The 12,980-nt window shown below is 71.9% G+C and carries 11 protein-coding genes; 1 reads left to right on the top strand and 10 read right to left on the bottom strand.

Features of this window, described 5'->3' with window-relative positions; genetic code table 11:
• The first annotated feature begins 377 nt into the window (after nt 1-377).
• On the top strand, nt 378-1,328 hold the full coding sequence (locus NYF13_RS12830) for an MBL fold metallo-hydrolase (protein WP_315656529.1): 951 nt from the start codon (nt 378-380) through the stop codon (nt 1,326-1,328).
• Between the two features lie 345 nt (nt 1,329-1,673).
• Here the strand turns inward: NYF13_RS12830 and NYF13_RS12825 are convergent, their stop codons facing one another.
• From NYF13_RS12825 to pucD, 10 genes are all read right to left on the bottom strand, one after another.
• Nucleotides 1,674-2,108, bottom strand: coding sequence for an Lsr2 family protein (locus NYF13_RS12825; protein ID WP_315656528.1), 435 nt, complete (start codon nt 2,106-2,108; stop codon nt 1,674-1,676).
• A 57-nt stretch (nt 2,109-2,165) separates the two neighbouring features.
• Nucleotides 2,166-2,744 (bottom strand): GNAT family N-acetyltransferase, encoded by a 579-nt coding sequence (locus tag NYF13_RS12820; protein WP_315656527.1) that lies wholly within the window; start codon nt 2,742-2,744, stop codon nt 2,166-2,168.
• 108 nt (nt 2,745-2,852) lie between these two features.
• Nucleotides 2,853-4,484, bottom strand: a complete 1,632-nt coding sequence (locus tag NYF13_RS12815) for an alkaline phosphatase family protein (protein WP_315656526.1) — start codon at nt 4,482-4,484, stop codon at nt 2,853-2,855.
• 51 nt (nt 4,485-4,535) lie between these two features.
• Nucleotides 4,536-5,756, bottom strand: a complete 1,221-nt coding sequence (efeB, locus tag NYF13_RS12810) for an iron uptake transporter deferrochelatase/peroxidase subunit (RefSeq protein WP_315656525.1) — start codon at nt 5,754-5,756, stop codon at nt 4,536-4,538.
• Nucleotides 5,753-6,919: an EfeM/EfeO family lipoprotein gene (locus NYF13_RS12805; RefSeq protein WP_315656524.1), complete on the bottom strand. Its 1,167-nt coding sequence runs from the start codon at nt 6,917-6,919 to the stop codon at nt 5,753-5,755. Before NYF13_RS12805 ends, efeB begins: the two co-directional genes overlap by 4 nt.
• A gap of 189 nt (nt 6,920-7,108) precedes the next feature.
• Entirely contained in the window at nt 7,109-8,206 is a 1,098-nt protein-coding gene (locus NYF13_RS12800) for a glycerate kinase (protein ID WP_315656522.1), read from the bottom strand.
• Nucleotides 8,203-8,589 carry a gamma-glutamylcyclotransferase gene (locus NYF13_RS12795; RefSeq protein ID WP_315656520.1) on the bottom strand — a complete coding sequence of 129 codons (387 nt, stop codon included), beginning with the start codon at nt 8,587-8,589 and terminating at the stop codon, nt 8,203-8,205. The genes NYF13_RS12800 and NYF13_RS12795 overlap by 4 nt, the downstream gene beginning before the upstream one ends.
• Nucleotides 8,590-8,601: 12 nt before the next feature.
• Nucleotides 8,602-10,044, bottom strand: a complete 1,443-nt coding sequence (locus tag NYF13_RS12790; protein ID WP_315656518.1) for an NCS2 family permease — start codon at nt 10,042-10,044, stop codon at nt 8,602-8,604.
• Between the two features lie 109 nt (nt 10,045-10,153).
• A complete protein-coding gene (locus tag NYF13_RS12785) occupies nt 10,154-10,642 on the bottom strand; it encodes a nucleoside deaminase (protein WP_315656517.1) in 489 nt (162 codons plus the stop codon).
• 23 nt (nt 10,643-10,665) lie between these two features.
• Nucleotides 10,666-12,978 (bottom strand): xanthine dehydrogenase subunit D, encoded by a 2,313-nt coding sequence (gene pucD, locus NYF13_RS12780; RefSeq protein WP_315656516.1) that lies wholly within the window; start codon nt 12,976-12,978, stop codon nt 10,666-10,668.
• Between the last annotated feature and the right edge of the window lie 2 nt (nt 12,979-12,980).

The following is a 12,980-nucleotide window of genomic DNA, read 5'->3' as shown; positions in this document are numbered from 1 at the left end:
ACGGCTCCGGTGCCTTGGACCGGAGGACATCAGGGTGCCCCTCATCGTCCACAACCCTTGATCAGGCCGGCCGCCTGAACGACTTCTTACAGTAATCGTACGATTACTGATATGCCGACGAGCCGGCCCAGCTCCAGGACCCCGGCCAGGCCGGGGGATCCCCGAGCCGAGAGGCCGGGCAGCGAGGCCGTTGCGGAGGTAATCTCCTCCCGAACCGGTGACGTGGGGAGGAGGCCAGGCGGGTCTGATGACAACCGGAAGGGCAACCCCGCGACCTGCCGACATTGGTCCACTTGGTCTATACCATTCGAAGGTCAGTGATCCACTACCATGCGGTGGTCCGGTATCACGGCGGCACGGCCCACGAGGGGGATTCCATGCCCGCCATCAGGCGCAACATCGTCCCGCTCAGGTACTCCGACCCGAGCGTGGTCGCCTACGTCCGCAGTCCGAGCGACTGGCTGGTGTCCAACTGCGGGTGGATCCGCGGCCGTGACGGGGTCCTGCTGGTCGACACCTGCGGGACCGAGCGCGACACGTTGGACCTGGTCAAGGACGTGCGCAAGTACTCCACCGTCGAGATGCCGCTCACCCTGGTGATCACCCACGGGCACGGCACGCACCACAACGGCGCGGGCGTCGCGCTGCGCAACGGCGGGCGGATCCTGGCCGCGCCGGCCGCGGTGCCGATCGTGCGGGGCGGGGCGCAGCGGAACGAGGACTTGTTCGACTTCGGCGACTGGGGCACGCTCGAGGCGCCGGACCCCGAGGCGGTGTACGCGGTCACCGCGCCCGCGGAGATCAACCTCGGCGGGGTCGTCGTCGAGATCGTGCCCTTCCCCGGCGTCGCGCACACCGACGGTGACCTGGTGTTGTTCGAGCCCCGCACCGGCACCCTCTTCACCGGCGACCTGCTGTCGGTCGGCGCGACGCCGATGGCGGTGCACGGCTCGGTGCCGGGCTGGCTCGACGCGCTGGAGTGGATGGACAAGATGTTCCCCGGAGTGCGCACGTTCGTGCCCGGCCACGGCGGGCTCAGCCACCCGGGCAGCTTCCCGATCGCCGTGCTGCGCACCTACCTGCACTGGCTGCTCGACGCCACCGCGGCCGAGGGCACCCCCGACTTCGCCGGGCTCGCCACCATCGCCCGCCGCCGCTGGCCGCACTGGACCAACCCGGAGCGCCACGTCGGCAACCTCATGCGTGCCCACGCCGACCAGCACGGCGGCCACCTGCAGGAGGACAAGGCGATCAGCGCCATCCTGGACGCCGCGGGCGGTAAGATCGACCTCGACGCCCGGCTCGATCCGCAACCCCGCGAACCGTAACCCCGAGACCCGCAACCCCGCGATCCGGAGCCGGGGGACAGCCGGGCGGTCCCGCTGCCCGAATCCGCCGGGGCCGTTGCCGTCGGCGAGCGCCGGCGGCAACACTTCCAGCGGTCAGCGACCACGAACCGAAAGTGGGTCAGCATGCCGAAAACCTGCCCGGAGTGCCACGGGTCGGGACTCGACCGGGACCGGAAGGCCTGCGGGCGGTGCGGCGGCCTCGGCGACGTCTACGAACTGCGCCCGCCCCGGCCGGCACCGGCGGCCCAGAACTGACCCGGCCCGGGTCCGGGAACGGAAAAGGGGCTCGTCACCGGCTGGCGACGGGCCCCTTTCCCCCACGGTTCAGGCGTTCGCCTTCTTCCGCGGCGCTCGCTTGCGGGCGGGCTTGGCGGGGGCCTCCTCGACCGCCGCGGTGTCTTCGACCGCCGCGGTGTCCTCGCGCTCCTCGTAGGCCTTGACGATCTCGGCCGGCAGCCGGCCCCGGTCGGAGACCGTGAAGCCGTGGGCCTCGGCCCACTCGCGCATCAGGCGGTTGCGCTCGCGGTCGGCCGAGGACGACGACGGGCGCGGGGCCTGACCCGCGGCCAGGCGGACCTTGCGGCCGCCGATCCGGCGGGAGGCGGCCACGTACCGGGCCAGCTCGTCACGAAGAGCGGCCGCGTTGTCCTCCGACAGGTCGATCTCGTAACTAACGCCGTCGAGACTGAACGGGACGGTCTGCTCGGCGATGCTGCCGTCGATGTCGTCGACCATCTCGACGTGAACCTTCTGCGCCATGGTTCGTCGTTCCTTCACCTTCTACAGGATGTGCCTGGCCGAACCCTATCCTGTCGACTAATGTTGCGCTGTGTCACACGCCCATTCCTCCCGGGACAGGGCGTACTCGACATCCCCGTGTTCCGCGCCTTCGAGGTATTCCGGCCATTCGAGCCAGAACGTGCGCACGTGCCGCAGCCCGGCCTTCTCCAGCACCCGCCGCGAACGCCGGTTGACGGTCATCGTGGTGGCGACGAGCCGTTCCACTCCCGCGTCGCCGGTGAACACGCGCTCGACCACCGCGCGCAGCCCCTCGGTCGCGAAACCCCGTCCCCACACCGCCGGCCGGAGCCGGTAGCCCACTTCGGTGCCCTCGCTCAACCCGGCGCTGACGGCGGGGCGGGCGGAGAACCAGCCGGCGAACCGGCCGGTGGCGGTCTCCTCCGCGGCGAAACAACCGTGCGCCGCGGGCAGTTCCTCGTATTCGGCCAGGAACCCCGGGAGGATCGAGCCCTCGACCACGGCCCGCGGCACCGGGCGCCCGTCGTCGATGAACCGCATCACTTCCGGATCGCCGTGCAGCGCGGCCAGATCGGCGGTGTCGGCGGTGGTGAAGGGGCGCAGCCGCAGCCGTGGCGTTTCGGTCCAGGTCGTCACGCGCGGATGACACCAGCCCCGGCGGCGGTCCGCAACCGGATTCCCGGAAGGACCGGAGGCCACCGGGCAGGATCGCCCGGTGGCCTCCGGCCGGCTCGGTCAGCCCCCTCAGCGGTGGGTGAGCGCACCCGTCTTCGGGTCGAGCGGGAGCTTGCCCGCCCGCGGCCACCAGAAGTCGAACATGTTCCACAGCCCGGCGGACCGGCTGTCGAACGAGGAGTCCCCCACCCGGCCGGTGAACCAGTTGTCCTCGATGAAGCCCAGCACCGAGGTCTGGTCGGTGCGGGTGTGGTCGACGAAGTTCACCTTGCTGTAGGGCGAGATGACCAGCAGCGGCAGGCGCGGGCCGTAACCGCAGCGGTCCGCGTACGCGCCCTGCGTGGTCGGCTTGCCGGTGCACACCGAGGAGTCCTGCGAAGCGTCCTTGGAACCGTTCACCACCGTCGCGCCGACGTGGTCGTACCAGCCGTCCGAGTCGTCGTAGGCCAGCACGACGGCGGTGGAGCGCCAGTCCGGCGACTGCTGGATCCGGTTGATCTCGCCGACCACGAACTGCTGCTCGTCCAGCGGGTCGGAGTAGCCCGCGTGGCCGTCCTGGTACTCGGGCGCCTTGAGGAAGCTCACCGCGGGCATCGAGCCGGCCTTGAGCGAGTCGTTGAAGTCGCTGACGTCGTACTGGTGGTTCGCGCGGTCGGTCTGGCCGATCGCCTGCACCGAGGACGGCGGCAGGTGGTGCGGGTTCGCCGTGGACGCGTAGTACTGGAACGGCTCGTGGTGCGGGCTGTAGTCCACGGAGGACTGCGCGCCCACGTTCGCGTGCTTCGCGCCGCACTGGGCGTAGCCGTTCGCGGTACCGGTCGGCTTGAAGCCGCCCTGGAACCAGCCCCAGGTGACGTGCCGCGAGTTGAGCAGGTCACCGACGTTGCGGCCCCGCATCTTCCCGAGGTTGTCGGTGGCGGTGTGGTTCTTGTCGGAGCAGTCGTCCCACGCCGGGTCCGGGTCGTTGATCACCGTGCCGACGCCGTCGGCGTCCGGTGACTGGGTGACGTAGGAGTCGGTGACCGGCTCGTGGGTGACCGGGCCGACCGCCTGCATCCCGTGGGTCTGGCCCGAGATCAGGTTGATCGCGCCCGGGGTGGACGGGCCGAACACGGTGTTGAACGAGTTGTCGCTGAGCGCGTAGTTCTGCGCGTAGTTCCACATGCCGGTGACGGTGTTGCCGTCGTAGTAGTCCATCACCAGGCCCGGCTCGCCGAACAGCACGGGCTGGCCGGTGCACTTGTCCGTCTCGGTCTTCTCGACGAACTTGTCCATCCGGCCGCCGTTGAACGCGGCCTGCTCGGCGCCGTAGTTGTGGTTCTGGTCGCAGGTCAGCGCCTGGTCCGGGCCGAGGCGGTGCGGGTTGTAGGCGTTGGGGTTGTCGGTCAGCAGCCGGTGGTCGAGGCCGTTGACCGGCGGGGTGCGCCGGGCGGCCTGGAACGGGGTGCCGTCGGTGCCGGCCGCGTTCGGGTAGGTGCCGAAGTAGTGGTCGAACGAGATGTTCTCGCCGAAGATGACCACGACGTGCTTGATCGGGGTGAGCGTCGGCAGCCACGACGCGGGCCGCGGGTGCAGCGGCTGCGCTTCCGCCGTCGTCGCCGCGGAGCCGGTGACGATCGCCAGCACGGCCGCCGAAGCGAGCGCTCCGGCGCCGAGCAGCCGCCGCGACCGGCGGCGACGCCGGCCGATTCCTGTGTCCACTGGGGAATCCTCCTGGTTTCGGTGACCTCGTGGTGGGAACTGGGGTCCGGCTCAGGCGAGCAACGCCCGGCCGAAGTGGTCGCCCGGACCGGTAACGCCGGGCAGCGCGAAGAAGTAGCCGCCGCCGAACGGGGAGATGTAGTCGACCAGCGGCTCGTCCGCCAGCCGGTGCTGGACCGCCTCGAACTGCCGCTCCAGGTCCTGCTGGTAGCACAGGAAGACCAGGCCCATGTCCAGGTTGCCGTTGGAGTCCACGCCGCGGTCGTAGTTCACCGCGCGGCGCAGGATCCGGCTGTCGTCGGTCTCCGGGGTGCGCGGGTTGGCCTTGCGGATGTGGCTGGTCAGCGGGATCACGGTGCCCACGGGGTCCTCGGCGTAGCGCGGCACGTCCTGCTCGTCCGCGCCGTCGAGCGGGGCGCCGGTGTCGCGACGGCGGCCGAACATGTTCTCCTGCTCGGTCAGCGAGACGCGGTCCCAGAACTCCACCAGCATCCGGATCAGCCGCACCACCTGGTAGCTGCCGCCGGCGGTCCACGCCGGCTCGCCGCCGCCGGACACCCAGACCAGGCGGTCCATTTCGGACTCGGCCGGGTTGGCGGTGCCGTCCTTGAACCCCATCAGGTTGCGCGGGGTGCCGGACGGGCGCGGCTGCGAGCTGAACCCGTTGATCTTCCAGCGAAGCTGCATGCCGCCGCGGGTGGCGCGGGTGATGTCGCGCAACGCGTGCAGCACGGTGTCGGTGGACTCGGCCGAGAGGGTGAGCGACAGGTCGCCGTGGCACTGCGCCGCGTCGAGCGCGTCGTTCGGGAACATGGTCATGGGCTTGAGCTTCGACGGCTTCCGCGCGGCCAGCCCGTACCGCTCGTCGAACAGTGAGGCGCCCGCGCCGAGCACCACGCCGAGGCGGCCCGGCGGCACCACGGGACCGAGCACCCCGGAGTCGGCCGGCGGCGCGGTGATGCCGAGCGCGGCCGGCGCCCCGCCCGTGGTCAGGAACCGCGCGCGGTCGGTGATCTCCCGGAACAGCTCGGTCAGCTCCGCGCGGTTCCCGGCGATCACGTCGAACGACGCGACCACGCTCTGCGCCGGCGTCGGCCGCAGGATCGCGGACTGGTGCGGGCCGTGGAACGGGACGGCGTCGGCGTCCTGGGCGTTCTCGCCGCGCTGGCCGGCCGCCGCCGAAGCGCCCACGCCGACGCCGGCCACGGCGGTCAGCCCGGCCCCGACGACGGTGCGGCGCAGGAAGTTGCGGCGCGAGGACTGGGTGCTCAAGAAGTTCTCCTCGGTTCGGCGATGGCCGCGATCGGCGCGAGCTGCTCGGTCAGCTCGGCGACCTCACCGTTGACCTTCCGGCGCTGCGGGGGGCTCAGCTGCCCGACCGGTGTCCAGCGGCCGTCCCCGCCGCGGGCGCCGTCGAGGGCGGCCTCGGTGCGCTTCATCCAGCGGTCCACGGTGGGCAGCTGCGGGAAGCGCGGGGCGAGCACCGGGCGCAGCACGTCGAGCACGGCCTGGACGCCGTCGAGGTTGGCGCGCGCGGTGGCGAGGTTCGTGCCGCTGCCGTAGTCGGTGCGGCCGGTGAGTTCGAACTGCAACGCGTTCTCGACGATCTCGTGGGCGCGCAGGCCGAGGTCGTTGGGGTCCACCTGGCTCTGGGCGAACGACTCCCGCAGCGTGTGCGCGTCGCGGTCGAGCTGGTCCGCGACCGCGCCGAGGGCACCGAGGTCCTCACCGTGCCAGAGCCCGTGTTCGAGCCGGTGGAAGCCGGTGAAGCCCGGGTCGGTGACGCCGCCGGGCAGGCCGTCGGTGGTGCCGTTGAGCGCGCCGTCCGAATCGCCGAACGCGTCGTAGGCGGCGCCGAGGCGTTCGTAGGTCAGGTGCGCGGTGAGCCAGGCGGCTTCGGCGCCGTCTCGGTCGCCGCGGTGCACGGCGTCCTCGACCGGGGCGAGGTCCGCGACGAGCTGGTCCAGCCCGTGCGACACGTGCGCCTGGTACGCCTTGAGCGGCTGGAGCAGGTCGCCGGTGGTCACCGCCGCGACACCGGGACCGCGCTCGGCGCCGCCCCTGACCGTGCTCGCCGGGCCGATGATGGCCGGGGCGTCATCCGGCAGGCAGCGAAAGGCGTACTGTCCGTTACCCAGGGTCACCGGCAGGGGCCGGGTGGTCCCGGCCCCGAGCCCTTCCACCTCGCCGTAGACCACGCCGGTGCCCGGGTCGATCAGGTCGACCTCGGAGGTCACCGAACCGGTGTTGCGGAGGGTGAAGGTCTGCGCCCCCGGCCGGGGGTCGGTCCAGCCCTGGCCGCAGGCGGAGCGGGAAATGGCGATCTCCGGGTCCCGCGCCGGAGCCCGCTGCGGCCAGACCGCGACGACGATCCCCGCGACCAGCACCACCCCCACGGCCGCCACCACCCAGCGGGCACGCACAGACCCCGGCACGTGAACACTCCTGCCACTCGTTCGGACTACCGGATCCGAATTATGCGTGCGGAAAGTGAACAAATGAGGGGTGCAGCCACCCACCTACCGGGAATTCACCAGGACTTCAGCCGGCGGCTCACGAAATCGGATATAGCGAACAAAGCCGCCCCGCCGATCGGGTCCGATTCGCTCGGTATGACGGCTTTCCTACGGGTGTGACCGGTGCTCCCGCGCCAACTGCTCGGCCCGTCGCCGCAGCAGGGACCGGGCCTGAGCCACGCACCGATCCGCGTCCGGTTCCACCTCGGTCAGCGCGTAGACGGCCGTGAACCCCGCCGCCCGCCACCGCTCGGGTGGGAGCAGGCACCGGCCCACGACCGCGACCACCGGGACGCCGGACGCGGTGGCGGCGCGCAGGACACCCACCGGGGCCTTGCCCCGCAACGACTGCTCGTCCAGTGACCCCTCACCCGTGACCACCAGCCGGGCGTCCCGGACGGCGTCGGCGAACCCCAGCAGCTCCAGGACCAGGCGGCTGCCCGGGCTCATCCGCGCGCCCAGCACGGCCAGGGCCGCGAAGCCCACGCCCCCGGCCGCGCCCGCTCCGGGCGACTCGGCGAGCTCCGGGCCGACCACCTCGGCCAGCCGGCGCAAACCGCGTTCCAGCGTCACCACGTCCTGCGGCGACGCGCCCTTCTGCGGTCCGTACACCGCCGCTGCGCCGGTCGGGCCCAGCAGCGGGTTGTCCACATCGGAGGCCAAGGAGATCGTGACCGGAACCATCCCGGAGAAGTCCACCGTGGACAGCGAGGCCAGCGCGGCGCCGCCGGGCGGGAGCGGGGAGCCGGAAGCGTCCAGCAGACGGGCCCCCAGCGCCGTCAGCATTCCGGCGCCGCCGTCCGTGCAGGCACTGCCCCCGACCCCGAGCACCACCTCCGAAGCGCCCGCCGCCACCGCCGCGGCGATCAGCTCACCGGTGCCGGTGCTGGACGCCGTCAGGGGTTGCCGCACGCCGCCGGGCAGCCGGTGCAGGCCGGACGCCTCCGCCAGTTCCACCACGGCGACTTCGCCCCGCAGTGCGAAGTACGCCGTGGTCCGGCGCCCGGTCGGGCCGTGCACCCGCGCCGGGACCCGGCGGAAACCGGCGGCGACGGCGGCTTCGACCGTCCCGTCGCCGCCGTCGGCCACCGGCAACTGCCGAACCGGTTCCGGCGAGACCGCCGCGAAGCCCTCGGCCACCACCGCCGCGACCTCGGCCGCGGTCAGCGAGCCCTTGAACTTGTCCGGGGCCACCAGCACCGTCACGCCGCCTCGGCTCCGGCCCGGTAGGCCCGCCAGTCGCCGATCTCCGTGATGTCCCGCAACTGCACGTGCGAGGTCTGGGGCCGGCGCAGCAGCATCGCGAACGCCGAACTGCCGTCCGCCAGCTCGATCACCCCCAGCTCCAGCTCCGGCGGCTCCGCCGGCAGCACCCGGTCGCGCAGCGCGTCCAGTGGCACGTCGTAGACCTCGCCGCTCACCGGCGCGCCGCCGTGGGCCACCGGGACCAGCGCCGGGCACTGTCCGCCGACGGAGTAGAAGCGGTACTTGGGCGCCGTGGTCGTCGCGGTGACCAGCGGCGCGCCGTCGAGCAGGTGGTGCAGCGGCTCACCGCGCATGGCGCCGCCGTTGAGGAAGATCAGGGCCACGGGAGGTCCTTCCTAGAGGATCGCCTTGACGACGTCGATTCCGAAGTAGACGGTGAACACCAGCGCCAGCACGGTGAGGATCCAGCCCGCCTCGCGCCACTTGCCCTTGCTGGTCTTGATCAGCACGTACGCGATCAGGCCCGCGCCGACGCCGTTGGTGATCGAGTAGGTGAAGGGGATCAGCGCCGCGGTGAGGAAGACCGGGATCGTGTAGTCCGGGTCCTGCCAGGGGATGGAGCGGCACTGGGCCACCATCATCCCGCCGATCACCACCAGCGCGGGCGCGGCCGCCTGCGCCGGCACGATGCCCGCGATCGGGGTGAACAGCAGCGTCGCGGCGAACAGCAGGCCGGTGACCACGCTGGCCAGCCCGGTCCGCGCGCCCTCCCCGACGCCGGCCGCGGATTCCAGGAACACGGTGTTCGGCGAGGCGCCGGACAGCCCGCCCGCGATCGCGCCCGCGCCGTCGACCAGCAGGATGCGGCCCATCTTCGGCACCCGGCCGTCCTTCGACAGCCCGGCCTCGGCCGAGACGCTGGTGATCGTGCCCATCGCGTCGAAGAAGCCCGAGAGCACCAGGGTGAACAGGAAGATCGTCGCGGTCAGCGCGCCCGCCGAGGCGAAGCCGCCGAACAGGTCCACGTGCCCGAGCAGCCCGAAGTCCGGGGCCGCCACCACGTGGCTGGGCAGGGTCGGGGTGGTCAGTCCCCAGTTGCCGACGCCGAAGCCGTCGTGCAGCACCACGGCGGCCACGGTGGACACCGCGATGCTGATCAGCACCGCACCGGGCACCTTGCGCGAGGTCAGCACGGTCATCAGCAGCAGGCCGAAGCAGAACACCGCGATCGGCCAGCCGTCGAGGTGCCCGTCGAGGCCGAGCCGGACCGGCACGGTGGTGCCGGCCGCGTCCGGGACCCGGGTCACGAAGCCCGCGCTGACCAGGCCGACCAGGGCGATGTAGAGCCCGATGCCGACCGTGATGGCCATCTTCAGCGGCGCCGGGATCGCGTTCATGATGCGTTCCCGGATCCCGCTGACCGCCATCGCCACGATGCAGACGCCCTCCAGCACCACCAGCCCGAAGGCCTGGGCCCAGGTCATCGACGGCGCCATCTGGAACGCCACGATGCCGTTGATGCCGAGCCCGGCGGCGAGCGCGAGCGGCGCGTTGCCGACCAGTCCCATGAGGACGGTCATCACCGCGGCGGCCAGCGCGGTGGCGGTGGTGACCTGGGCGGCGCTGAGCTTGGCGCCGGTGATGTCGGCGGAGGCGCCGAGGATGAGCGGGTTGAGCAGCACGATGTAGGCCATGGCGACGAACGTGGTCACCCCGCCGCGCACCTCCCGGCCGACGCTCGTGCGCCGTTCGGTCAGGTCGAACAACCGGTCCGCGACGGACTTGCGGATCGGGTCTTGCTCCGGGCTCACAGCGTCTTCGGTGCGGACCTGGGTCATGCGTCCTCCCCTTGCCGGTGGGCGTGCTCGCCCCCGCGCCCCGGTCAGGCGCGGGGCGGGGGCGAGCGGGACGTTTCGGTTTTTCGTGGTGCTCCGGTCAGCACCGAGCTCAGTAGTCGATCCGGTCCGACCGGTCGAGCCAGGCGTCGAAGGGGGCGAAGCCGTTCTTCATGGACAGCCGGGAGACGGGTACTTCCCATTCCGCGCGGGCGTTTTCGAACAGTTCGTAGAACGCGCGGTCGTCGAACCCGGCCTTGGCCGCGTCGTGGCGGTCGGCCGCGTAGACCACGCGGTCCACCCGGGCCCACAGCGCGGAGGCCAGGCACATCGGGCACGGCTCGCACGAAGAGACCAGCACGCAGCCGGTCAGCTTGAACCGGCCCAGCGCCTGGCAGGCCGCGCGGATCGCGATGACCTCGGCGTGCGCGGTCGGGTCCAGAGCGGACGTGACCTGGTTGACCCCGGTGGCGATGATCTCGCCGTCCTGGGCGATGAGCGCCCCGAACGGCCCGCCGCCGTCGGCGACGTTGCGGGTGGCGATGCGGACGCTCTCGGCCAGCCAGGCGTGTTCCAGCTCGGCCACGGTGGTGACGGTCATTTCGTTCAGCTCCCAGGAGGGTTTCAGGTACCGGTGATGTGCTCGGGGCGGATCGGCACGCGGGGCAGCTCGAGCCCGGTGGCCGCGCGGATGGCGTTGGCGATGGCCGGGGTGGCGGAGATGGTGGGCGGCTCCCCGACCCCGCGCACGCCGTACGGGGAATGCGGGTCCGGGCGCTCCAGCACGTCGATCCGCATCGGCGGCATGTCGAGCACGGTCGGGATCAGGTAGTCGGTGAACGAAGGATTGCGCACCTGGCCGTCGACGACCTGGATCTCCTCCATCACCGCCAGCCCGAGCCCCTGCGCCGAACCACCCTGGATCTGGCCCAGCACGGCATCGGGGTTCAGCGCCTTGCCCACGTCCTGCGCGCAGTCCAGCGCGACCACCTTCACCAGACCCAGCTCCACATCCACGTCCACCACCGCACGATGGGCCGAGAAGCCGTACTGCACGTGGGCGTCGCCCTGGCCGGTTTCCGGGTCGAGCGGGAAGGTCGGGCGGTGGTGGTACTCGCGGGTCTGCTCGATGACCTCCTCGCCCAGCAGTTCGGCCAGCCCGGCGAGCACCTCGCCGTCGCCGGCGACGATCTTGCCTCCGGCCAGGGACATCCCGGAGGCCGGGCGGGCGAGCCGGCGTTCGGCCAGCGCGTACACGGCTTCGGCCACCGCGCGGCAGGCGTTGCGCACCGCGCCACCGGTGACGTACGTCTGGCGCGAGGCCGAGCTGGAACCCGCGTCACCGATGCTGGTGTCGGCCGGGAGCACGGTCACCCGCGGCACGCCCAGCTCCGTGCGCGCGATCTGCTGCTGGAGGGTGACCAGGCCCTGGCCCACCTCGGCCGCGGCGGTGTGCACCATCGCGACCGGTTCGCCGCCGATGACCTGCAGCCGCACGCGGGCCGTCGAATAGTCGTCGAGACCCTCGGCGTAGGAGATGTTCTTGATGGTCACGCCGTAGCCGACGCCACGGACCACGCCCTCGCCGTGCGTCACGTTGGACGCCCCGCCGGGCAGGTCGCGGATGTCGGCTTCGCCGATGCGCTCGGGTGGCAGCGGCAGGTCCTTGAGCCGCTGGACCAGCTCGCCCACCGGCGCCGGGAAGTCGACGAGCTGCCCGGTGACGTTGGTGGAGCCCTCGCTCATGGCGTTGCGGATCCGCAGGTCCGCGGGGTCCATCCCGAGCGCGGCGGCGAGCTTGTCCATTTGCGACTCGTACGCGTACGTCGGCTGCACCGCACCCAGGCCGCGCATAGCGCCGCACGTCGGGTTGTTGCTGTACACGCCCCAGCCTTCGATCTTCGCGTTCGGCACGTTGTACGGGCCGACGCTGAGCGTCGTGCCGTTGCCGACCACTACCGGGGTCTTGGACGCGTACGCGCCTCCGTCGAAGTACAGGCGCGCACGGACGTACACGAGGTCACCGTCCTTCGTCGCGCCGTGCTCGTAGTACATCTTCGCCGGGTGACGGTGCACGTGGCCGAAGAAGGACTCTTCACGGTTGTAGACCATCTTCACCGGACGCCCGGTGCGAAGCGCCAGCAGGCACGAGTGGATCTGCATGGACAGGTCCTCCCGCCCGCCGAACGCACCACCCACGCCGGACAGCGTCAGCCGCACCTTCTCCGGCGGCAGGCCGAGCGCCTTGGCCGTCTGCCGCTGGTCGACGTGCAGCCACTGGGTGGCGAGGTAGAGGTCGACCCCGCCGTCCTCGTCGGGCACGGCCAGCCCGGACTCCGGGCCGAGGAACGCCTGGTCCTGCATGCCGATCTCGTAGACGCCGGAGACCACCACCTCGGCCGCCGCGTCCGGATCGCCCTTGAGGATCCGCTGGTAGCGCACCAGGTTGCCGCCCGGGTGCAGCTTCGGCAGGCTGGTGTCGTGCGCGGCCCGCTCGGGGTCGGTGATCGGCTCCAGGACCTCGTACTCCACCTCGATCTGCTTGAGCGCCTGCCGGGCGATCTCCGGGTGGTCGGCCGCGAGGATCGCCACCGGCTCGCCCTGGAACCGCACGAGGTCCTCGGCCAGGGCGGGGGTGTCCTGGTACTTGAGGCCGTAGACGTTCTCGCCGGGCACGTCCTCGTGCGTGAGCACCGCGTGCACCCCGGGCTGGGCCAGGGCGCGGGAGACGTCGAGGCGCACGATCCGGGCGTGCGGGTGCGGGCTGCGCAGCGTCGCGCCCCACAGCATGTCCTCGTGCCACAGGTCCGAGGAGTAGGCGAACTCGCCGCGCACCTTGAGCGTGCCGTCCGGACGCAGCGGGCTCGCGCCGATGCCGCCGCTGACCGTGCCGGCCAGCTCCTGAGGGGACCGGGCCGGTGCCTTTGCCGCCGTCATGC

This window comes from Amycolatopsis sp. PS_44_ISF1 (assembly GCF_032335455.1).
Taxonomy (GTDB): Bacteria; Actinomycetota; Actinomycetes; order Mycobacteriales; family Pseudonocardiaceae; genus Amycolatopsis.
Note: the sequence above shows the minus strand (reverse complement) of the source record. Positions and strands in the feature narration are given on the sequence as shown.

Bases quoted from the DNA above. Each gene is read 5' to 3' on its own strand.
- pucD (WP_315656516.1), bottom strand. From the start codon at position 12,978: ATGACGGCGGCAAAGGCACCGGCCCGGTCCCCTCAGGAGCTGGCCGGC.
- NYF13_RS12830 (WP_315656529.1), top strand. From the start codon at position 378: ATGCCCGCCATCAGGCGCAACATCGTCCCGCTCAGGTACTCCGACCCG.
- NYF13_RS12790 (WP_315656518.1), bottom strand. From the start codon at position 10,044: ATGACCCAGGTCCGCACCGAAGACGCTGTGAGCCCGGAGCAAGACCCG.
- NYF13_RS12785 (WP_315656517.1), bottom strand. From the start codon at position 10,642: ATGACCGTCACCACCGTGGCCGAGCTGGAACACGCCTGGCTGGCCGAG.
- NYF13_RS12825 (WP_315656528.1), bottom strand. From the start codon at position 2,108: ATGGCGCAGAAGGTTCACGTCGAGATGGTCGACGACATCGACGGCAGC.